This window comes from Amycolatopsis sp. WAC 01375 (genome assembly GCF_003947325.1).
In the GTDB taxonomy this organism is placed as follows: Bacteria; Actinomycetota; Actinomycetes; order Mycobacteriales; family Pseudonocardiaceae; genus Amycolatopsis.
Map to the genome: position 1 here is coordinate 98589 of NZ_QHHW01000056.1, position 20577 is coordinate 119165.

The 20577-nt window shown below is 69.1% G+C and carries 22 protein-coding genes; 15 read left to right on the forward strand and 7 right to left on the reverse strand.

The genetic code is table 11. The annotated features are described in order from the left end of the window. Positions 1-88: 88 nt before the first annotated feature. From DL991_RS38525 to DL991_RS38535, 3 genes are all read left to right on the forward strand, one after another. Positions 89-670 (forward strand): hypothetical protein, encoded by a 582-nt coding sequence (locus tag DL991_RS38525; RefSeq protein WP_125789266.1) that lies wholly within the window; start codon positions 89-91, stop codon positions 668-670. Positions 671-857: 187 nt separating this feature from the next. Continuing rightward, positions 858-1421: a TetR/AcrR family transcriptional regulator gene (locus DL991_RS38530; protein ID WP_199746787.1), complete on the forward strand. Its 564-nt coding sequence runs from the start codon at positions 858-860 to the stop codon at positions 1419-1421. Position 1422: 1 nt separating this feature from the next. Next, on the forward strand, positions 1423-1785 hold the full coding sequence (locus DL991_RS38535) for a tautomerase family protein (RefSeq protein ID WP_125789268.1): 363 nt from the start codon (positions 1423-1425) through the stop codon (positions 1783-1785). On the opposite strand, the gene DL991_RS38540 is transcribed toward DL991_RS38535, so the two are convergent. Continuing rightward, positions 1786-2499, reverse strand: coding sequence for a CDP-alcohol phosphatidyltransferase family protein (locus DL991_RS38540; RefSeq protein WP_125789269.1), 714 nt, complete (start codon positions 2497-2499; stop codon positions 1786-1788). A gap of 59 nt (positions 2500-2558) precedes the next feature. Here DL991_RS38540 and DL991_RS38545 point away from each other — a divergent pair, with 59 nt between their 5' ends. Genes DL991_RS38545 through ribA form a run of 5 tightly spaced genes read left to right on the forward strand, consistent with a single transcriptional unit; the run spans position 2559 to position 7397 of the window. Further along, the gene (locus DL991_RS38545; protein ID WP_125789270.1) at positions 2559-3539 is read left to right on the forward strand and encodes a zinc-binding alcohol dehydrogenase; all 981 of its coding nucleotides are present in this window, start codon (positions 2559-2561) and stop codon (positions 3537-3539) included. 21 nt (positions 3540-3560) lie between these two features. After that, on the forward strand, positions 3561-3959 hold the full coding sequence (locus DL991_RS38550) for a 6-carboxytetrahydropterin synthase (protein WP_125789271.1): 399 nt from the start codon (positions 3561-3563) through the stop codon (positions 3957-3959). After that, the gene (locus DL991_RS38555; protein ID WP_125789272.1) at positions 3956-5023 is read left to right on the forward strand and encodes a glycosyltransferase family 4 protein; all 1068 of its coding nucleotides are present in this window, start codon (positions 3956-3958) and stop codon (positions 5021-5023) included. The genes DL991_RS38550 and DL991_RS38555 overlap by 4 nt, the downstream gene beginning before the upstream one ends. After that, positions 5020-5838, forward strand: coding sequence for a class I SAM-dependent methyltransferase (locus DL991_RS38560; RefSeq protein ID WP_125789273.1), 819 nt, complete (start codon positions 5020-5022; stop codon positions 5836-5838). Before DL991_RS38555 ends, DL991_RS38560 begins: the two co-directional genes overlap by 4 nt. Then, a complete protein-coding gene (gene ribA, locus DL991_RS38565) occupies positions 5835-7397 on the forward strand; it encodes a GTP cyclohydrolase II (protein ID WP_125789274.1) in 1563 nt (520 codons plus the stop codon). Before DL991_RS38560 ends, ribA begins: the two co-directional genes overlap by 4 nt. A gap of 5 nt (positions 7398-7402) precedes the next feature. On the opposite strand, the gene DL991_RS38570 is transcribed toward ribA, so the two are convergent. Next, complete coding sequence (locus DL991_RS38570; protein ID WP_125789275.1) at positions 7403-8098, reverse strand: creatininase family protein; 696 nt, start codon at positions 8096-8098, stop codon at positions 7403-7405. Between the two features lie 18 nt (positions 8099-8116). On the opposite strand from DL991_RS38570, the gene DL991_RS38575 reads away from it, so the two are divergent. The 3 genes from DL991_RS38575 to DL991_RS38585 all read left to right on the forward strand — a co-directional run bounded on the left by DL991_RS38575 (position 8117) and on the right by DL991_RS38585 (position 10874). After that, positions 8117-8905 carry an inositol monophosphatase family protein gene (locus tag DL991_RS38575; protein WP_125789276.1) on the forward strand — a complete coding sequence of 263 codons (789 nt, stop codon included), beginning with the start codon at positions 8117-8119 and terminating at the stop codon, positions 8903-8905. An 81-nt stretch (positions 8906-8986) separates the two neighbouring features. After that, entirely contained in the window at positions 8987-10081 is a 1095-nt protein-coding gene (locus tag DL991_RS38580; protein WP_125789277.1) for a glycosyltransferase family 4 protein, read from the forward strand. Positions 10082-10136: 55 nt separating this feature from the next. Beyond that, on the forward strand, positions 10137-10874 hold the full coding sequence (locus tag DL991_RS38585) for a GNAT family N-acetyltransferase (protein WP_125789278.1): 738 nt from the start codon (positions 10137-10139) through the stop codon (positions 10872-10874). A 133-nt stretch (positions 10875-11007) separates the two neighbouring features. Here DL991_RS38585 and DL991_RS38590 read toward each other — a convergent pair whose 3' ends face one another. Then, positions 11008-11901, reverse strand: a complete 894-nt coding sequence (locus tag DL991_RS38590; RefSeq protein ID WP_125789279.1) for a LysR family transcriptional regulator — start codon at positions 11899-11901, stop codon at positions 11008-11010. 190 nt (positions 11902-12091) lie between these two features. Here DL991_RS38590 and DL991_RS38595 point away from each other — a divergent pair, with 190 nt between their 5' ends. The 4 genes from DL991_RS38595 to DL991_RS38610 are packed head-to-tail and all read left to right on the forward strand — an operon-like array spanning position 12092 to position 15363. Further along, positions 12092-13027: an SDR family oxidoreductase gene (locus DL991_RS38595; RefSeq protein ID WP_125789280.1), complete on the forward strand. Its 936-nt coding sequence runs from the start codon at positions 12092-12094 to the stop codon at positions 13025-13027. 31 nt (positions 13028-13058) lie between these two features. Continuing rightward, entirely contained in the window at positions 13059-13793 is a 735-nt protein-coding gene (locus tag DL991_RS38600) for an SDR family NAD(P)-dependent oxidoreductase (protein ID WP_125789281.1), read from the forward strand. A gap of 44 nt (positions 13794-13837) precedes the next feature. After that, complete coding sequence (locus DL991_RS38605) at positions 13838-14461, forward strand: NADPH-dependent F420 reductase (protein ID WP_125789282.1); 624 nt, start codon at positions 13838-13840, stop codon at positions 14459-14461. Between the two features lie 38 nt (positions 14462-14499). After that, positions 14500-15363, forward strand: coding sequence for an NAD(P)-dependent oxidoreductase (locus DL991_RS38610; RefSeq protein WP_125789283.1), 864 nt, complete (start codon positions 14500-14502; stop codon positions 15361-15363). Between the two features lie 219 nt (positions 15364-15582). Here DL991_RS38610 and DL991_RS38615 read toward each other — a convergent pair whose 3' ends face one another. From DL991_RS38615 to DL991_RS38630, 4 genes are read right to left on the reverse strand one after another with little or no spacing between them, the layout of a single operon-like run. Further along, positions 15583-17028 (reverse strand): glycoside hydrolase family 3 protein, encoded by a 1446-nt coding sequence (locus DL991_RS38615; RefSeq protein ID WP_125789284.1) that lies wholly within the window; start codon positions 17026-17028, stop codon positions 15583-15585. A gap of 3 nt (positions 17029-17031) precedes the next feature. Then, a complete protein-coding gene (locus DL991_RS38620) occupies positions 17032-17862 on the reverse strand; it encodes a carbohydrate ABC transporter permease (RefSeq protein WP_125789285.1) in 831 nt (276 codons plus the stop codon). Continuing rightward, positions 17859-18845 (reverse strand): carbohydrate ABC transporter permease, encoded by a 987-nt coding sequence (locus DL991_RS38625; protein WP_125789286.1) that lies wholly within the window; start codon positions 18843-18845, stop codon positions 17859-17861. The genes DL991_RS38620 and DL991_RS38625 overlap by 4 nt, the downstream gene beginning before the upstream one ends. After that, positions 18842-20134 carry an extracellular solute-binding protein gene (locus tag DL991_RS38630; RefSeq protein ID WP_125789287.1) on the reverse strand — a complete coding sequence of 431 codons (1293 nt, stop codon included), beginning with the start codon at positions 20132-20134 and terminating at the stop codon, positions 18842-18844. The genes DL991_RS38625 and DL991_RS38630 overlap by 4 nt, the downstream gene beginning before the upstream one ends. Positions 20135-20577: the final 443 nt, after the last annotated feature.

A 20577-nucleotide genomic window follows, 5' to 3' on the forward strand; every position in this document is an offset into this window, starting at 1 on the left:
CCTCGCCGCTGACGGGACCAAAGCCTCCTGTTGCTCCGGCTCTTCCCGGCGCACCCTTGTCGGTGGGGGACCGGTGAAGGAGGCCGTCGTGTCGCTGATCTTCCTGTGGCGCCGGATCCACCTCGGCCGGAATCCGCTCGCCCGCGGCTGGGACCGGATCGAGGCGGCGATCCTCGTCGGCGGCGTGGTGGCCGCGCTGCTCGGTGTGCCGCTGGCCGCCGCGGCAGGCTCGGAGGCCTACGCGACCATGATGGCGCGCTCGGCTCTCGAAACGGCCATGCGTCATTCGACGACCGCGTTCCTGCTCGAAGACGCTCCGTCGGCACGCGTCGGCCTCGATGGGATCCCGTCCGCCGAGACGGCTTCGGTCGCGGCTCGCTGGGCGTTGCCGGACGGCACCTTCCGAGAGGCAAGCGTGACCGCCGACCTCGGCGCTTCGACAGGCGACGCGGTGACGGTGTGGCTCGACGAGTCCGACGCCGTGGTCGATCCGCCGGTGATGCCGCTCGACGCGACCAGTACGGGGATCGGCGTCGGGGTCGGGGTGTGGCTGATCGCGGTGACGCTGCTGGCGGCCGGGTACCTGCTCGCGCGGCAGCTGCTGAACCGGGCGCGGTCGGCGGCGTGGGACCGGGAGTGGGAGCGGTTCGGGCAGGGCTCGCGTTCTTGAGGCTCGCTTGCTTGTGCGGAGCTTGAAGTACATGAAGGGGCCTTCATGTACTGGGGAAGGCGCAATTAGCCGACGAACTGCGAAAAGTGGCCGCTGACCTGGGGGTCCTCGCGAAAGTGATAGCAAAGGTCCCTTGCTCCCGCCGCGTCGCCTTGTCTCTGTACCTACTGGTATGTACGGTCAGGAGGTGGACAAGAGGGAACGGCTTATCGAGAGCACTCGCGAGCTTCTGTGGGAGCGCGGTTACGTCGGCACCAGCCCGAAGGCGATCCAGGAGCGGTCCGGCGCCGGCCAGGGCAGCATGTACCACCACTTCCAGGGCAAGTCCGACCTCGCGCTCGCCGCGATCGCCCGCAGCGCCGAGGACCTGCGGGCCAGGGCGGAGGCCGAGTTCTCCGGGCCCGGCCCGGTCGTCGAGCGCATCACCGTCTACCTGCGCCGCGAGCGCGACGTGCTCAAGGGGTGCCCGGTCGGCAGGCTCGCCCAGGATCCCGACGTGATGGCCGACGCGGATCTGCGCAAGCCGGTCGAGGAGTTCTTCGGCTGGCTCACCGGCCGTCTCGCCGGGCTGCTCGACGAGGGGCGCGCGGCCGGCGAACTCGACCAGGCGCTCGACCCGCTCGCCACGGCGACCGCGCTGGTCGCGGTGTTGCAGGGCGGCTACATCCTCGCCCGCGCCGCGGGCTCACCGGACGTGTTCGCGAAAGCCGTCGACGGCGCCCTCGGCCTGCTCGCCACCAAGGAGAACTGACATGCCCTTCGTCCGTATCGACGCCATCGGGACCGACAAGCTCGAAGCCCTCGGCAACGCCGTCCACGACGCGATGGTCGAGACGCTCGGCATCCCCGCCGACGACCGCTTCCAGGTCCTCAACGGCCGGAGCACCCTGAAATACGACGACTACCTGGGGATCCACCGCGACGATGGGGTCGTGTTCGTCACCATCACCATGCGGTACGGGCGCACCGACGAGCAGAAGAAGGCGCTGTACCGGCGGATCGCGGAGCTCGCCGAGGAGTACTCGGGCACCGAGCCGCGGAACGTGCTGGTGATGATCACCGAGACCGATCCGGTCAACTGGTCGATCGGGAACGGCGAAGCGCAGTACGCGTGATCACGCGGCGTCGGCCGTCACGCGCCGAGCGGAACCGAAGGCGTGCTGCTCCAGCAGCCACCACGTGTCGCGCCCGAACGACCACGTCAGCAACCCCAGCGCGCCCAGCGTGACCACGAAACCGGCCCAGAACGGCAGGACCGTCGAAGCCACCGCGACCAGAGCGATGCCCTGCACCGCCGCGACCGTCTTGCGCGCCAAGCTCGGTGGCAGCGGCGAGTTCAGCCATGGCCACAGCCTGCTCGCGGCGACGAAGAGGTAGCGCATCCCGCCGATCGTGAGCACCCACGGGCCCAGCGACTGCGCGACGACCACGCTCAGGATCAGGATCAGATACGCGTCGACCTCCATGTCGAACCGCGCGCCGAGCGGTGACGCCGTCCCGGTGCGGCGTGCGACCTGGCCGTCGACGGCGTCCAGGGCGAGCGCGACCGACGCGAGGACGACCATCGTGACGATCTCCCGGCCGGCGGTGTCGACGACGAGCGCGGTCACGCAGCCGACCAGACCGGAGCGTGCCAGGGTCACGGCGTCGGCGGGGCCGAGGGAGCGCGCGGTGCTCCGGTTCAGGCCGTAGGTCAGGAATCCGCCCACCGCGAGGCCGTACGCCGTGCCGGCGAGCCAGCCCAGTGTGCCCAGCCCGGCGACGGCGTCCAGCGTCCCCAGCAGCGCCAGCTGGACGAGGACCCCCAGGAAAATTCCGGGGTTGATCACGAGGCCTCCTCGTTATGGTGACGATGGCCCCCTCGAAGGGGCCGACATGAGAGGACACGATGGAACGCGCCTTCTGGTTCAGTGGTTCCGGTGACGGTGAGCTCAGGTCGGTCACGCTCCCTCCGGTCGGCGACGGCGAGGTGCTGGTCCGCACCCTGTGCACGGGCGTGAGCCGCGGCACCGAGACGCTCGTCTTCCGCGGCGAGGTCCCGCCGAGTCAACGCGCGGCCATGCGCGCGCCGTTCCAGGAGGGCGACTTCCCGGGGCCCGTGAAGTACGGGTACCTCAACGTCGGCGTGGTCGAACAAGGTCCGGCGGAACTTGTCGGTCAGGTCGTCTTCTGCCTGTACCCGCACCAGACGCGCTATGTCGTCCCGGCGGCCGCGGTCACGCCGGTGCCGCGCGGGGTGCCGCCGGAGCGCGCGATCCTCGCGGGCACGATCGAGACAGCGGTCAACGCCGTCTGGGACGCGGCGCCGAAACTCGGCGACCGGATCGCCGTGGTCGGCGCCGGCATGGTCGGCAGCAGCGTCGCGAAACTCCTGGCCGGCTTCCCGGCGACCAGGGTGCAGCTGATCGACATCGACTCGGAGCGCGCGAAGATCGCCGAAGCGCTCGGAGTCGACTTCTCGACACCGGAGGACGCGCTGGGTGACTGCGACCTCGTCGTGCACGCCAGCGCGAGCGAGGCGGGGCTCGCGCGGTCGCTGGAACTGCTCGCGCCGGAGGGCGAGGTCATCGAACTGAGCTGGTACGGCGACCGCCGGATCAGCGTCCCGCTCGGCGAGAACTTCCATTCACGACGGCTGGCGATCCGCAGCAGCCAGGTCGGCATGGTCTCGCCGTCCCGCCGCCTGAACCGGAGCTACGGCGACCGCCTGGCCCTCGCTTTGCGGATTTTGTCGGACCCCGTCTTTAAGGTGCTGGTCAGCGAGGAATGCCGGTTCCATGAACTACCGGACGTTCTGCCGCGTCTGGCCGCGAATGAACCGGGAGCGCTCTGTCTCCGTGTCACCTATCAGGTGGAGGACACGCGCTAAGGGCACGATCTGGGAGGTCCGTTGTTCAGTATCACCGTCCGCGACCACGTCATGGTGGCCCACAGCTTCCGCGGCGAGGTCTTCGGACCCGCGCAGAAACTGCACGGCGCCACCTTCGTGGTGGACGCGACGTTCCGCCGGTCCGAGCTGGACGCCGACAACATCGTCGTCGACATCGGCAAGGCGACCGAAGAGCTCAAAGCGGTGCTCGCCGACCTGAACTACCGCAACCTCGACGACGTGCCCGAATTCGCCGGGATCAACACTTCGACCGAGTTCCTCGCCAAGGTCGTCGCCGACCGGCTCGCCGAGCGCGTCCACGCGGGCGCGCTCGGCGAGGGCGCCCGCGGGCTCGAGGGGCTCGTCGTCTCACTGCACGAATCCCACGTCGCGTGGGCGAGTTACGAGCGTGCGCTGTGAGTGGCCTTCACGTCGTCCTGCCCAACGACATCGACGACGTGAGCGCGCCCAGCGGCGGCAACGTCTACGACCGCCGCCTGTGCGACGGCCTCGTCGCGGCGGGGGTGGAGGTCCACGAGATCGCCGTGCACGGGAACTGGCCGCGGCCCGGCACCGAGGCGCGCACGGTACTGGCGCGCAAGCTCGCCGAACTGCCGGACGGTTCGGCGGTCCTGCTCGACGGACTGGTCGCCTGCGGGGTGCCCGAGGTGATCGTGCCGTCGGCGCAGCGGCTGTCGATCGCGGTGCTGGTGCATCTGCCGCTGGCCGACGAGACCGGGCTTTCGCCTTCGCTCGCCGCCGAGCTGGACAGGCTGGAGGCCGAGACACTCGGCGCGGTCGAGGCCGTGGTCGCGACCAGCGAATGGGCGGCGCGGCGGCTGATCGAGCACCACGACCTCGCTCCGCACCGGGTGCACGCGGTGCCGCCCGGGGTCGACAGGGCCGACGTCGCGTCCGGGAGCCTGGACGGGACGCGACTGGTCTGCGTCGCCAACGTGACGCCGCGCAAGGGCCAAGGCCTGCTCGCGGACGCGTTGAAGTCGCTCAAGGATCTCCCGTGGAACTGTGAATGTGTCGGCGCCATCCGCCGCGAGACCCGCTACGTCGAACGCCTGCGGCGACACTCCCTCGGCGATCGGTTCACCCTGACCGGCCCGCGGTCCGGCGAAGCGCTCGAAGCGACGTACGCGGCCGCAGACCTTCTCGTGCTTCCCTCGCGCGCGGAGACCTATGGCATGGTCGTCACCGAGGCGCTCGCGCACGGCGTTCCCGTGCTGGCGACCGCCGTCGACGCCCTGCCGGACACGCTCGGCCGGTCGCCTGACGGCAGTGTGCCCGGGATGCTCGTCCCCGGCGAGGACGTCAACGCGCTGGCCACAGCCCTCCGCCGCTGGCTCACCGAGCCCGATCTGCGAGACCGCCTTCGCGCCTCCGCCCGCCTTCGCCGCGAGACGCTGCCCGGCTGGGACGAGACGGCCCGCGGCGTCGCCGCCGTGCTGCTGAACGAAAGGACGGCGGCATGACCAAGTACGCCCCCAGCTGGCTTCAGCTGCGTGAAGACGCGGACGCCTCGGCCCGCGCGACCGAGTTGATCGAGCCGGTCCGGGCGTTCTTGCGCGAACAGGACGAGGTGGTCATCCGGGATCTCGGCTGCGGAACCGGTTCGCTCGGTCGCTGGCTGGCCAGGCGGCTGCCCGGCCGCCAGCACTGGATCCTGCACGACCGCGACCCCGAACTGCTCACCCACGCGCTGGCCCGCACCAGCCGTCCGGAGCACGCGGTGGACGGAAGCGAAGTCACCGTCGTCACCGAACAGCGTGACATCACCGAGTTACGCGCGGAGGACCTCGCCGGGACGTCGCTCGTGGCGGCGTCGGCGCTGCTCGACCTGCTCACCGCCGAAGAGATGTCCCGGTTGGCGGAGGCATGCGTCGAGGCGGGCTGCGCGGTCCTGTTCACCCTGAGCGTTTCGGGCCGGGTGGTGCTGTCGCCCAAGGACAAGTTCGACATCGAGATCTCCGACGCCTTCAACGCGCACCAGCGCCGGGTGACCGACGGCCGGTGGCTGCTCGGCCCGGACGCGGTGGACGTCGCCTTCGGGGTCTTCGAACGGCTCGGCGCCACCGTGCGGCGCGCGCCGAGCCCGTGGCGGCTCGGGGCGGATCAGGCCGCGCTGACCGCGGAATGGCTCACCGGCTGGGTCGGCGCCGCCTGCGAACAGCGGCCGGAGCTGGCGGCGGATGGTGACACGTACTTGCGGTGGCGGCTCGCGCAATGCGCGGCCGGCGAGCTGAACGCGATGATCCAGCACGAAGATCTCCTGATGGTGCCGTCGTGAAACGGTGCTGGCCCTGGCTTCGGATCCTCGGCGCGCTCGGCATCCTCGGCGTGCTCGTCTGGCAGCTGGGCACGGGCGCGTTCCTGGACGGGCTGCGCGAGGTCGACGCGGGCGGTGTCGCCGCCGCGCTCGGGATCGGTTTCGCCACCACGGTTTTCAGCGCTTGGCGGTGGTGCCTTGTCGCGCGACGGCTCAGTCTCCGGTTATCGCTCCCGAACGCCGTCGGCGAGTACTACCGCGCGTTGTTCCTCAACGGAGTCCTGCCGGCCGGAGTGCTCGGCGACGTCAACCGCGCCGTGCAGCACGGCCGCGAGTCCGGCGACGTCCCGCGCGGCGTCCGCGCGGTGGTGCTGGAGCGGACGGCCGGGCAGATCGCGGTGATCGGCGCTTCGGTCGCCGTCGTGCTCGGTACGCCTTCCGTGGTGCCGCCGCCGATCGACGGGGCCGTCACGGTCGCCGGGATCGTGGTCGTCGCGCTCGCCCTCGCGGCCGTCGCCACCGGGATGACGGCGGGAAAGCGGTGGATCCACAGTGGATCGAAATGGCGCCGCGGATTCGCCGTCACCCTCGCCGACGTCCGGCTGGGCCTCCTGACCAAGGAGACCTGGCCCGGCGTGAGCCTGCTTTCGCTCGCCACCCTTGCCGGGCATCTCGCCCTGTTCGTCGTCGCCGCGCGCGCGGCCGGGGTCACCGCCCCGATCGGTGATCTGCTGCCGCTGATGATCCTCGCCCTGCTCGCGATGGGACTGCCGCTGAACATCGGCGGCTGGGGCCCGCGCGAAGGCGTTTGCGCGCTGCTGTTCGGCGCGGCGGGCCTCGGTTCGGCGCAGGGCGTCACCGTGGCCGTGGTCTACGGCGTGCTCGCGCTCGTCTCCAGCCTTCCCGGTGCGGGCGTTCTGCTCGCGCGCTCGGTCATGAGTCACCGAACAGACAGGAGAAACGCGATGACCGTCGAGAGGGTCGTGGAGACCCGACTGCCCACCCGTTACGGCGTTTTCCGCGCATACGGTTATCTGGACGCCGACGGCGCCGAGCAGATGGCGCTGGTGCACGGCGACGTCGCGGCCTCCGGCACGCTGGCGCGGGTCCATTCGGAATGTCTCACCGGAGACGTGTTCAGCTCGATGCACTGCGAATGCGGCGACCAGCTGGCCGCCGCGCTGCGCGCGATCGTCGAGGAAGGCGCCGGAATCCTCGTGTACGCCCAGGGACACGAAGGACGCGGAATCGGCCTGCTCGCGAAGCTGAAAGCGATGCGGTTGCAGGAAGACGGGCTCGACACCGTCGAGGCGAACATCGCGCTCGGGCTGCCCGTGGACGCGCGCGATTACCGTGCGGCGGCGGAGATCCTGACCGATCTCGGGGTGACATCGGTGCGGCTGCTGTCCAACAACCCGGCGAAGGTCGACCAGCTCGAACTGCACGGGGTCGTGATCAGCGAGCGGGTGCCGCTGCTGGTCACGCCGAACGACGAGAACCTGCGCTACCTGCGGACGAAACAGGAACGGATGCACCACTTCCTGCCGCATCTGGACGCGATCGAGTCGGTGGGCTCCTGAGGGATTCAGCCCAGCGCGGCCAGGGTCTCCCCGAAGCTGTCCACCAGGGATTCCAGCACTAGCCGTCCCTTCTCCGCCGTCGCCAGCGAAGGCCGCCCCACCACGCCGGACTCCGAATACGGCCGCAGTCCTACCGTGAGCAGGTGCCGCCTGTCGTCGGCGAGGTGGTCCGCCTCCGCGAAACCGGGCCGGACCAGTGACGGATGGGCGTGCAGCAGAAGGGAGGTTTCCAGCTCCCCGGCGTGCATGTCGCTGTCCAGCGACGTCTCCAGCCCGGCCGCGTCGTGCGCCGCCTGCCAGCCCTCGACACCGGGGAAGAGCGCCATCGGCGACGTCGACTCCTGTACCACGTTGGACAGGACATAGTTGCCGCCGTGCGCGTTCACCAGCACCAGTTTCGGCACCCCGGACCGGCGCAGCGAGGCGGCGACGTCGTTCACCACGGCGTACAGCGTCGTGGCCGAAACGCTGACCGTGCCCGGCCAGTCCGCGTGTTCGTGCGAGCAGCCGATCGTGATCGGCGGGAGCCGCAGCACCGGGTACGCGGCCGCGACGGCGTCGGCGATCGTCGTCGCGATCACCGTGTCGGTGGTCAGCGGGAGGTGTGCGCCGTGCTGTTCGAAAGCGCCGATCGGCAGCACCGCGACGTCGGCGCCTCGCGCGCTTTCGTCGGCCGTCGTGGCGGTCGGGAACAGGTCCATTCCGGCTACGGTACCCATATGACCGACCATGCCGCATTATTGTCCGTCGCCGCCGAAGCCGTCGCCAAGGCGACCGGCATCATCCGCTCGATGACGTCGTTTTCCGTTGCCGCCAAAGGTGATCGCGACATGGTGACCGACGTCGACCTGGCCGTCGAGGACGCCGTCCGTGAATTCCTGACACGGGAGACCCCGGAGATCGGCATTCTCGGCGAGGAGCGCGGGCACCAAGGCGACGAGAACCTGTGGTGGGCGCTCGACCCGGTCGACGGCACGGCGAACTTCGCGCGCGGGATCCCGCTGTGCGGTGTTTCGCTCGGCCTCGTCGACGGGTTGAAGAGCACTGTCGCGGCGATCTCCTTGCCGTTCCTCGATGTCACCTACACCGCTGCTGAAGGCCAGGGCGCGTACGCGGGCGAAGAACGTCTCACGGCCTCGAAGGCGACGGAGCTTTCCGACGCGATCGTGTCGATCGGCGACTTCGCGGTCGGCGAGGGCGCGGAGGTCAAGAATCGCGTCCGGATGGCGTTGCTGGCCGAACTCGGTGGCCGCGTGCAGCGCGTCCGGTTCCTCGGCTCCGCGGCGATCGACCTCGCCTGGGTCGCGCACGGCAAACTCGACGCGAGCGTCATCCTCGCCAACCAACCGTGGGACACCATGGCGGGTGTCCTGCTGGTACGCGAGGCCGGGGGAGTGGTGGTCGACGCGGACGGCGGTGATCACACGGTGCGCTCGGCGGCCACCATCGCGGTCGGCGCCGGACTGCGTGACGACCTCGTGGCCGCGATCGCGCGGGTGAACGGGTGAAAACTTCGCGCCGCGAATGGTGAACCGATCGGGCGCCGCAGCCGTGTCTCCTGATAAGGCGCCCGCATCTGGAGGTAAACCGTGTACACCTCAACCGTTCGTGGCACGGAGCCGGTGGTGTTCGTCCTGCCGGGGGACGTCGAGGATGCCGGCGGCGAATACGACCGCCGCATGTGCCAGAACCTCCCGGCCACCGGCCTCCCGCTGCTGGAACTGCCGATCGCCGGCGAATGGCCGATGCCGGGGCCGCTGTCCAGGTCGAGATTGGCCCGTTCGCTCGCCGCGTTGCCCGACGACACCGTCGTCCTGATCGACGGCACGGTCGCCTGCGGGGTCCCGGAGATCGTGGTGCCGCACGCCCGGCGGCTGCGGCTGGCCGTCCTGGTCCACCGGCTGCTTGCAGACGATCCCGCGCTCGACCCCGCGCAGGCCGCCGAACTCGACGCGTGCGAACGGGAGACCCTGCGGCTGGCAGGCATGATCGTAGCCACCGGGCCGTGGCTCGCGCGGCAGCTGATCGACCGGCACGACCTCGACCCGACCCGCGTCTACGTCGCGACACCCGGAACCGACGCGGCCCCGCTCGCCGCGGGCGCGGACGGCGTCTCCCGGCTGCTGTGTCTCGCGCCCATGACCGCGCGCCACGGCCAGGACGTGCTCATCCGGGCGCTCTCGACCATCGACGAACTGGCGTTCAAATGCGTGTTCGCCGGGGCGACGCACCACGATCCCGCCTACGTCGACGAACTGCGCTGGACGGTCGAGCGGCTCGGGCTCGGCTCCCGGATCAGCCTCATCCGGCCGCCGGACGATCTCGACCTGGTCTACGACGGCGCCGATCTGCTCGTGCTGCCCGCTCGCGGCGGCACCTCCGGACTGGTCGTCGCCGAGGCACTGGCACGCGGGATCCCCGTGGTGGCCACCGAAACCGCCGGCGCGCACGACGCGCTCGGCACGGCGCCCGGTGGCGGGGTCCCCGGCATGCTGGTGCCGCCGAACAACCCGTCGGCGCTCGCGACGGCGTTGCTGCGCTGGTCGCTCGACGCCGAACTGCGCCATTCGCTGCGGACGTCGGCGCTCGCGCGGAGCAGCGTCCTCGAGGAATGGGACGTCGCGGCGGGCAGGCTCACCGACGTCCTGTCCCGGTTGCAGACCACGCCGCGTCAGCTGGCTTGATCATCGCCCGGAAGCAGCTATCGGGGGAGATGATCGGCTCGGTTGACTTGGCGGTATGCGAATCGTCGATCTTGCGTCCCGTCCCGATCTCCTCGATCCCGCGCTGAACCTCGGCGACGTCGGCGGTGAGTTCATCTACGCCGGGTTCAGCGGCAAGATGATCACGCCGGAACGGTTTCTGCGCCATTGGGCCCGGTACTTCCTGATCGCGCTGGACGACGACGGCGAACCGATCGCGCGGGCGCTGTCCGTCCCGCTGACCTATCCCGCCGAAGACCGCCATGAGTTGCCGGCGCACGGCTGGGACGAGGCGATCCAGTGGGCCGCGCAGGACCTCATGGACGGCCGTGCGCCGGACACCCTGTGCGCACTCGAAGTCGTTGTGGCGCCGCGAATGCGCGGGACCGGCCTGTCCACGCCGATGCTGAAGGCGCTCAAGGCGCGCGCGGCCGAGACGGGGCTGAAACGGCTGATCGTGTCCGTGCGCCCGATCGGCAAGGAGGACGAACCGGACGTACCGATGGAGGAATACGCCGTCCGGCGCCGCGAGGACGGCCTGTTCGCCGACCGCTGGCTGCGCACCCACGAACGGCTCGGCGCGAGGATGATCAAGGTGTGCCCGTTCGCCGTGACCATTTCGGGTTCGATCGCGGACTGGCACGAGTGGACCGGCGTCAAACTCGCGGACGGCGACAACGTGATCCCCGGCGGGATCGCGCCGGTGCACGCGAACGTCGAGCGGGACCGCGGGGTGTACGTGGAGGCGAACGTGTGGATGGAGCACCCCTTCTGAGCCCGGCCGGTGCGGTTGGTCGTGAGTGGCCAGGACGGTTCTGGTGAGGGGTGAGGCAACCTGGCGTATGGGCTGCGCGCTCTCCGGTCGACAGCTACGACGCCCGCACGAAGTTCGTGCCACGAAACAGGCCTCACTCCGAGACGGCCGCACCCGAATCGTAGTTCCCGCATTCCGCCGTGATCTCGGCCGTCGCCTGCGCCGCGGCGAAGAAGTCGTCGGTCAGCGGAGAGGTGCGCGATGCCGCCATCGCGAGGCACACCTGTTCGGGTGCGAGTTCCGGGATGGGAACGTAGCTGATGTCGGGCCGTGAGTAGAACACGGTCTCCGAACGTCCCACGAACGAGATGCCCCGGCCGGCCGCGACGTGTTCGAGCTTCTCCTCCACGCCGCGTGCCCGGAGCCCGGAGTCGGGGTGCGGGCGCCTGGTGGGCTGTGTGCTCGGGCCGGCGTGCCAGACCAGCGGCTCACCGGCCAGGTCGGCCTCGGTGACCTCTTCCTTGCCTGCCAACCGGTGGTCGGCGGGCAGCGCCACCATGAGCGGCTCGGTGTACAGCGGGGTCACGCGCAGTCCGGTCTCGTCGATGGGCAGCCGCACGAAGCCGACATCGATGCGGCCGTCGAGCAGCATCGGGGCCTGGTCGTCCCATTCGATCCGCTGCACGTCCAGAACCACGTCCGGATGCCTGGCCTCGAACGCCCGTGCCGCCGGGATGACCGGGATGCCGGTCCGGAAGCCGACCGCGAGCCGCAGGCCGCCGCGGGCCGCCACGGTCACCCGGCGGCGAACCGCGTGTGCGGAGGCGAGCAGCGGACCGGCGTCGGTCACCAGTTGCCTGCCCGCGTCGGTCAGCGCCACGCCGTGGCGATCCCTGGTGAACAGCGGGGCACCGAGATCCTGTTCCAGCGCGCGGATCTGGCGGCTGAGCGCCGGTTGGGCGATATGCAGTTCCTCGGCGGCGCGGCCGAAGTGCAACCGGTCGGCGACGGCGAGGAAGTAGCGCAGTTTGCGCAGGTCCAGATCCACGGCGCCTCCCGGGCTGGTGATGCCTTCAGGGTATCACCACGACCGAAAGCGGTCTTGGACACCCACTCGGGTCAATGGCAACCTGAACAAGTAACGGATGGGCCGAAAACGAATTCGACACGAGAATTCGGAATAAGGAATCCAGTGCCGTCCATCGCGTTCTTTCCAGCTCCAGAAAGCAGGCACACCAATGCGCGTTTTCGTCACTGGCGGGACCGGCCATGCCGGTTCGTACATCATTCCCGAGCTCATCGCCGCCGGGCACGAGGTCACCGGTCTGGCCCGGTCGGACACCGCCGCGGCGGCGGTGTCCGCGCTCGGCGCGAAGGTGCGTCGCGGCGACCTCGAGGATCTCGACGGGCTCAAGGAGGCAGCCGCGGATTCCGACGGCGTCATCCACGTCGCGCACCGGCAAGACCTGCTTCCGTCCGGCGGGATCGACGCCGTGGCCGCCGCGGAGCTCCCGATCATGCTCGCGTACGGGGAGGCACTCGCCGGAACCGGAAAACCGCTGGTCGCGGCGGGAAGCATCGGCTCGCCAGGGAACCTGGGCCGACCGGTCACCGAGGAGGACCCGGCCCTTCCCGGCGGCGATGAGTACCAGGGCACGCTGCGGGTTCGTAACGTCGTGGAAACCGCGGTGGTCGGCCTCGCCGCGCGGGGAGTGCGGTCTTCGATCGTGCGGATCGCCACCATCGCGCACAGTACGACCGATCGCGCCGGCTTCCTCGTGCAGCTGATCGCGCTCGCGAAGGAGAAGGGCTTCGTCGGCTACCCCGGAGACGGCGCGAACCTGTGGAACGCCGTGCACATCCGCGATGCCGCCGCTCTGTTCCGCCTGGCACTGGAGAAAGGGCAGGCCGGTGAATACTGGCACGCGATCGCGGACGGCGGCGTCCCGCTCCGCGAGATCGCGGAGGCCATCGGCAGCCGTCTTGGCCTGCCTGCCGTGAGCGTTCCCGCGGACGTACTGATGGTGCCGGGATATTTCGGTTTCCTCGCGAACATGGTCACCCAGAACTACCCGGCGTCCAGTCTCACCACCCGCCGCACCCTCGGCTGGGAACCCACACAGCCCGGCCTGCTCGCCGATTTGGACAACGGCCATTACTTCTCCGCCTGCTGACGCATTTACCTATTAATTCAAAGGAGTGACCGTGGGAAAGCTCGATGGCAAGGTAGCGGTGATCACCGGCGGATCCACCGGCATGGCCTTGGCGGGCGCCGAACTGTTCGTCGAGGAAGGAGCGCACGTCTTCATCCAGGCCCGGCGGCAGGAAGCGCTGGACGACGCCGTCGAGCTGATCGGCCGCAACGTCACCGCCGTTCAGGGTGACGCGGCCGATCTGGACGACCTGGACCGCTTGTACGACATCGTCAAACGGGAAAAGGGCTCGATCGACGTGCTGTGGGCCAGCGCCGGGATGGGTGAACCCGCCGTTCTCGGTGAGATCACCGAGGAACAGTTCCACCGTGCCTTCTCGCTCAACGCGCGCGGCACCCTGTTCACCGTGCAGAAGGCACTGCCGCTGATCAACGACAACGGCTCGATCTTCATGACCGGATCCAACGCCTCCCTCGGTGCCTTCCCCGGCTGGAGCCTCTACGCGGGAAGCAAAGCGGTCCAGCAGGCCTGGGCCCGTGTCTGGCTCAACGAACTGCGCGACCGCAAGATCCGGGTGAACGTCCTGACCCCCGGCCAGGTCGCCACCGCCAAACAGGAAGAACTGTTCGACGAGGCGACCAAGGACGCGTTCGAATCCCTCATTCCCCGCGGAAAGATGGGCCGTCCCGAAGAAATCGCCACCGTCGCCCTGTTCCTCGCCTCCGACGACTCCAGCTACGTCAACGGCCTGGAACTGGTCGCCGACGGCGGCACCACCGCCGTCTGAACCGCGCACCAGTAAACCTCGAGAACAGGAAGAGAGCACATCTCATGAGCGGCATCACCCTCATCGGTACGGGGAACATGGCCCGGACCATCGGCACGCTCGCGGTCGCGGGCGGCAACACCGTCGAGGTCATGGGACGGGATCAGGCCAAGGCCGATGACCTGGCCAGGGCTCTGGGCGGCGGCGCGACGGCGGGCGAGTGGGGCGCTGCCCCGGCCGGGGACATCGTCATCACGGCGTTGTTGGCCGACGGTGTCGTTCCGGTCGTCGCCGAGTACGGAGACGCCCTCGCGGACAAGGTCATCGTCGACATCAGCAACCCCTTCAACGCCACGTCCGACGGACTTGCCCACCGCGAGGAGACCTCGATCGCGCAGGAAGCCGCCAAGGTGGCCCCGGCGGGTGCGAGCGTGGTGAAGGCGTTCAACACCGTCTTCCGAAATGTCCTGGAGAAGGGCAGGCCCGACGTTTTCATCGCCGGCGACGACGCGCGGGCCAAGGCGGGCGTGGCGGCGTTCATCGAGAGCCTCGGGCTGCGGCCGCTGGACGTCGGCGGTTTGAAGATGGCGCACTGGCTGGAAGGAATGGGTGTGGTCACGATGGGCCTCGCCCGCACCGGGGTCGGCCACTGGGACTTCGCCCTCGGCGTCGACGAATTCACCGGCTGAGCCCCTGGCGCCGCCCGCCATCGGGCAAAGTAAGTCGCATGGGCATCTCCAGAGTCGGTTTCGCCGGGCTGGGCAGCATGGGCGGACCGATGGCAGTGAACCTGGCGCGGGCCGGAATCCCGTTGCTCGTGTGGAATCGCACGCCTGGCCGGACCGCGGTGCCGGGGGCCGAGGTCGCCGGGGACGCGGCGGAGCTCTTCGAGCGGTGCGAAGTCGTGATCCTGATGCTGAAGGACGCGGCCGCCGTCGACGCGGTGCTCGAGCGCGGGCGGTCCGCGCTGGCGGGCCGGACGATCGTCCACATGGGAACGACGGCGCCGGAGCATTCCCGTGTGCTCGAGTCCGAGCTCCTCGCGGCCGGGGCGAAGTACGTGGAGGCACCGGTTTCCGGCTCACGGGTTCCGGCGGAGGCGGGTGAACTGGTCGCCATGCTCGCGGGTGATCCTGCCGCGATCGAGGAGATCCGGGAGCTGTTCGGGCCGTTGTGCCGGGAAACCGTGGAGTGCGGGCCGGTCCCCAATGGGCTCCTGATGAAGCTGGCGGTCAACGTGCACCTGACCGCGGTCGTGACCAGTCTGGCCGAGACCGTTCACTTCGCGCGGACGCACGGGCTCGACCTCGGCCTGCTCGCCGGTGTCCTCGGCGCCGGGCAGCTGGCCAGCCCGATCCTGCGGGTCAAGGCGCCCAAACTGGTCGAGGAGGACTTCTCGCCGCAGGCCTCGATCACGAACGTCCTGGCCAATGTCGAGCTGATCGCGGCGGCGGCAGGGGAAGCGGGCCTCACGTTGCCGCTGATCGAGGCGTCCCGCGTCCTCTACGCCGAGGCAGCGCGGCTCGGTTTCGGCGAAGAGGACATGGTGGCTGTCGTCAAGGCACTCGAAGCACCGCGTTCAGAGGACTAGTGATCCGTCAGGCAACCGTGGCGTGGTCGGTGCCGGGGGTCGTGAGTGTTTCGGGTCGTTAGAACGACACATAACACTCACGACTGGACACCCGATCTTCGGCGACTACGACACTCCGGTTCCGGCACCCGCAACCGAATAACGCAATTCGGCACCTGCTTGCGGTCCTTGCGCGTGCAAGTACCGCAACCAGGTGCCGAATTGCGTCAGGGGGCTGGGTCAGGCCAGGTACTCCGCGGCGGCGCGAAGGCTGACGTAGGACCCGCTGAACGTGTCGATCCGCGGCCCGTCGCCGGTGTCCGGTCCCGGCACGCCGGTCTCGACCCGGATGTAGTCCACGCCTGCCTCCCGGAGCCAGCCGAGGAACTCGCGGACCTCGGGATGCCGGTGCGCCTCGCGCGTCACCACGACGAGGTCGCGGGCGCCGTGGACGGCGTCGATCGCGGTCGCGATCTCGTTCCCGGTGACCTTGAGCGCGCGCGTGCCTGGCACGAGCTCGGTCAGATGCGAGCCGAGCCCCCACGGCATCGGGCCCGCCGCGATGATCGGCTCGGTCTCGATGTCGATCACCAGCGGCGGCCCGGCGAGCTTCGGCGAACCCTGGATCCGCAGCGCCTTGCGCGCCGCCTCCAGGCCGAGCCGGTGGTCGACCGGCGAGATCGGCGTCGACACCGGGGGAGCGCCGAGCGCGGCGACCCGCTCCGAAGCCTCGGCCAGCCGTTCCAGCGGCAGCTCGCCGGCTTCGACCGCGGCCGCGATGACCGCCGCGATCTGGTTCAGCTCGTCCTCTTCGAATGACACACCACCCAGGCAGAGCGCGTCGGCGCCGGCGATCAGCGCCCGCACCGCCGCCCGGCCGACGCCCTCGGTCTTGCCGAGTTCACCCGCGACGGCACCCATGTCGAGCGCGTCGGTGATCACCGCGCCGGTGAAGCCGAGTTCGCCGCGCAGGACGTCTGTGAGCGCCTTCGGGTTGAGCGTCGCGGGCAGTTCACCCCACGCGGGCACGACGAGGTGCCCGGTCATCACCGAGCGCACGCCGGCCGCGATCGCGGCCTTGAACGGGACGAGTTCGATCTCGTGCAGCTCCGCCTCGGTCCGGGGCAGCACCGGCAGCGCGTGATGGGAATCGTCGGTGGCCGCCCCGTGCCCGGGGAAATGTTTGGCCGACGCGGCGACGCCGTACTTCTGCAGGCCGGTGATGTACGCCGCGACGTGCGGCGACGTCTTCACCGGATCCGAACCGAACGCCCGGACTCCGATGGAAGGATCCTCCGCCGCCAGGGTCAGATCCGCGCACGGGGCGAAGTTGATCGTGACCCCGCAGGCGGCCAGCCGCTCGCCGAGCGCCGCGGCGACCGACGCCGTCAGCTCGACGTCGTCCGCGGCGCCGAGTGCGAGCGGTCCCGGGACGAACGAGCCGGTGGCGACGTCGAGCCGGGTGACGTCACCGCCTTCCTCGTCGATGCCGATGAGCACGTCGGGCCGTTCCGCCCGCAGCTGCGCGCTGAGCGCGGCCACCTGCTCGTCGTCGACCACGTTGCGGCCGAACAGGATCGCGCCGCCGAGGCCGTCGGCCACCTTGCGCCGCAGCCAATCCGGTGCGGTCGTGCCGTCGAAGCCCGACACGAGAACGGATCCGGCCAACTTTTTCGGTGAAGACAACACTTATCCCTTCACTGCGCCTGCGGTCAGGTTGGACACGAGCTTGCGCTGGACGAGGATGAAGAACACCAGCGCGGGCACGGCGTAGATCACCGACGCCGCCATGATGCCGCCCCAGTCCACGGAAAACGCCGTCCGGAACGACGAAAGCCACACCGGTAGCGTCTGCTTGCTCTGGTCGCGCATGAACACGAACGCGAACAGGAACTCGTTCCACGCGGTGATAAAGCTGAACACCGACGTGGTCACCAGTCCCGGTGCGAGCAGCGGTAGCGTCACCCGGCGGAACGCGCCCGCCCGGCTGCAACCGTCGATCATCGCGGCCTCTTCCAGGTCGTACGGGATGCCGTTGACGAAGCCGTAGAGCATCCAGCACGTGAAGGGCAGCGTCGCCGCGAAGTACACCAGCAGCAGCGAAGGCAGCTGGTTGAGCAACCCGGCGTCCCGCATCAGCAGGTACATCGGGATCAGCAGCGCCTCGAACGGTGCGAGCTGGGCGACCAGCACCAGCATCAGGAAACCCTTACGCCCGCGGAAGCGCATCCGGGACAAGGTGACCGCGGCCAGTACGCCCGCGACGAGCGAGCACAGCACCGCGCCGATCGTGACGATCAGGCTGTTGGCGAGATAGGTGGTGAACCCGGGTTTCGTCAGCGCCGTGACGAAGTTTTCGAACGTCACCGAGGACGGGATCAGGTCGTAATCCGGTGACAGGACCTGGCCCGGAGTCTTCAGCGAGGACGTGACCATCCAGTAGGTCGGGAAGACGAACAGGAGGGCCACGATCACCCCGAACGTGCCGAGGCCGATCCGCTGGATCAGGGACTTCTTCATGACAGGTCGGCCTCCTTCGTGCGCACCAGCAGCTGGACGTACCGGGCGGTGAGCAGGATCAGCACGAGCATCATCAGCAGGGCCGCGGTCGCCGCCAGGCCGAAGTGGTTGCCCGCGAGGCCCTTGAGGTACATGTAGACCGGCAGTGTCGTGCTGGCACCGTCCGGCCCGCCCTGGCGGATCGCCCACACCTGGGCGAACAGCTTGAAGTCCCACAGGACCGACAGGAACGTGACCATGGTCAGGATCGGCCGGATCGCGGGCCAGCTGACCGCCCAGAACGCCTGCCAGGCGTTCGCGCCGTCGATGCCCGCGGCCTCGTACTGCTCCTTCGGGACGCCGAGAAGCCCGGCGTACAGGGTGAACGCCACGAACGGCACGGCCTGCCAGACGACCAGCAGACCGATGACGGTCAGCGTGCTCGGCCCGGTGGAGAACCAGGAATGCCCGATGAACCCGTCGAAGCCGAGTTTCGCGAGCGTCTTGTTCAGGATCCCGTACTGCTGATCGAAGATCCACTGGAAGACCGTGGTCGTCGCGAGTACCGGGGTCGCCCACGCGAGGATCAGCGCGACCTGCAGGACCACCCGGACGACCGGGTTGAGATGCCGCATCAGCAGCGCCATGAACAGCGCGAGCAGCAGGGTGGTGATCACGACCGCGGCGGTGAACACCAGCGTGCGGACGGTGATCTCCCAGAATTCGGGGTCGGAAAGGATCTCGGAGAAGTTCTCGAACCCGACCCAGACCATCTCTCCGGAGACCAGCTCACGGAGGTCGAGCTTGCGGAAACTGATCCCGATCAGCTGCAGTGTCGGCCAGCCCAGCAGGACCAGGATCGCGACCAGCGCGGGGAGGATCAGCAGATACGGCGCCGTCCGTTCGCCGAGACGGAGGCGCCGATTGGACTTCGGCGGCTTGATGCGCGGCGAAGCCGGCGGGGAGGACCCCGCCGGCGTCGTCACATCTTTGGTAGTGGTCATCCGCCGATGAGCTTGTCGAGCGCTGCGTTGGCGTCGGCGGTCGCCTGGTCGAGCGATTTCGTCCCGGTCAGGTATGCGGTCAGCATGTCCTTGATCGGGTTCTGGCCCGATTCGACGTCACCCCACTTGGGGCTGGTCGGCACGGCGCGGCCGTTCTTGGACGCCTCGGCCATGACCTTGGTGAGCGGGTTCGCGTCGAGCGCGGACACGTCGGTCGAGGTACCGGGGACGTAACCGGCCTTGGCCAGCTCGGTCTGGTACTTCGGGGTGGAGAACAGCTTGATGTAGTCCTTGGCCGCGGCCGCGTTCTTGCTGTTGGCCGGGATGACCAGGTTCGAACCGCCGAGGAAGACCGGGGCCGACTTGTCGGCGGCCTTGCCCGGGATCGGGAACGCGCCCGACTTCTCCTTGATCGACGGGTCGGTCTTGGCCGCGGTGTCGACCTCGCCCGGGACACCGATCATCATCGCGACCTTGCCCGCGCCGTAGATACCGGCCTGCTGCGGGGTGGCCTCGTCGGCGTCCTTCGGCGCCTTGGTGCCCGAAGCGTCGGTGAGCTGCTTGTAGAACTCGAGCCCGGCCTTGGCCTGCGGGGTGTCCAGGGTGGACTTGAAGGACTTCCCGTTGGCCTGCGCGATGTCGCCGCCCTCGTCCCAGATGTAGGACAGCAGCTCGTACCAGTTCTGGCCGGGGTGGTAGACGGCCTGGAACTCGGGGTCGCTGCCGAACTTGGCCTTGAGCTTGGTGACCGCGTCGAGCCACTCCGCGCGCGTCTTCGGCGTCGCGGTGATACCGGCCTGCTCGAACATGTCCTTGCGGTAGATGACCTCACGGTTGGCCGCGTAGAACGGGACGCCGTAGGTCTTGCCGTCGTACTCGCCCGAAGCCTTGAGGCCCTGGAGCCACTGGCCGCCGTTGAAGTCGGCGACACTCGAGCTCAGGTCGGCGAGCACGTTCTGGTTGGCGAACGCGGGCGTCTGGGTGTTGCCCAGCTCGATCACGTCCGGCGGGTTGTCACTGGCCAGCGAGGTGGTCAGTTTCTGCTGGATGCCGTTCCACTGCTGGATCTCGTACTTGATCTTGACGCCGGGGTGCGCGTCTTCGAATTCCTTGTGGAGCGAGTTCGTCAGAGATTCGGGGGCGGTCCCGGTCATGAGCCAGACCGTGAGCGTGCCGTTCGAGGCCGGAGCGCTCGAATTCGTGCTGTCGCCACTGCCGGAACCGGCGCAGCCCGCCGTCGCGAGGGTGATGGCCGCGGCGCCCGCAGTCATCTTGAGCCAGCGCTTCACTCGTGCCGTCCTTTCGATGCCCGACCACGATGCCGGGCTCCCACAAAATGGTGTAGACCAATGCGGGCAGCGTGGTACGTACCACTCCTACTGTCAAGCAGGTGGCCGGTTCGTTGTAAACGAGCCGCAATCTTTCACCTTGAGTGAGCGCGTGATCACGCTGATGGCCGGATTTCGGTGTCATCGTCAAGTGCTCGCGAGGCGCGCTGACATGCGGTTTTTCGTTGACCGTCCCGGTGATCGGTGCATTCGGCGGGAGGTCATTGCGACGTTCGGAGGAAGACGGCCGTGCGTTCGCCGAGGAGGGCTAGGGCGTGTTTCATAAGTCGGTTCGATGGGCTTCGTGATCCAGGTGGTTCCTGGCGGTGCGGGCGGATCGGCCTCGTACCGGGTCGTACTCGGCCGCATCCGCCCGTGCCGTCAGGGGCCGCCTGGGCGCGAAG

Coding starts and splice junctions, on each gene's coding strand:
- DL991_RS38625 (WP_125789286.1), bottom strand. CDS start 18,845: ATGACCACTACCAAAGATGTGACGACGCCGGCGGGGTCCTCCCCGCCG.
- DL991_RS38575 (WP_125789276.1), top strand. CDS start 8,117: ATGACCGACCATGCCGCATTATTGTCCGTCGCCGCCGAAGCCGTCGCC.
- DL991_RS38585 (WP_125789278.1), top strand. CDS start 10,137: ATGCGAATCGTCGATCTTGCGTCCCGTCCCGATCTCCTCGATCCCGCG.
- DL991_RS38605 (WP_125789282.1), top strand. CDS start 13,838: ATGAGCGGCATCACCCTCATCGGTACGGGGAACATGGCCCGGACCATC.
- DL991_RS38535 (WP_125789268.1), top strand. CDS start 1,423: ATGCCCTTCGTCCGTATCGACGCCATCGGGACCGACAAGCTCGAAGCC.
- DL991_RS38560 (WP_125789273.1), top strand. CDS start 5,020: ATGACCAAGTACGCCCCCAGCTGGCTTCAGCTGCGTGAAGACGCGGAC.
- DL991_RS38620 (WP_125789285.1), bottom strand. CDS start 17,862: ATGAAGAAGTCCCTGATCCAGCGGATCGGCCTCGGCACGTTCGGGGTG.
- DL991_RS38545 (WP_125789270.1), top strand. CDS start 2,559: ATGGAACGCGCCTTCTGGTTCAGTGGTTCCGGTGACGGTGAGCTCAGG.
- DL991_RS38610 (WP_125789283.1), top strand. CDS start 14,500: ATGGGCATCTCCAGAGTCGGTTTCGCCGGGCTGGGCAGCATGGGCGGA.
- DL991_RS38595 (WP_125789280.1), top strand. CDS start 12,092: ATGCGCGTTTTCGTCACTGGCGGGACCGGCCATGCCGGTTCGTACATC.
- DL991_RS38570 (WP_125789275.1), bottom strand. CDS start 8,098: ATGGACCTGTTCCCGACCGCCACGACGGCCGACGAAAGCGCGCGAGGC.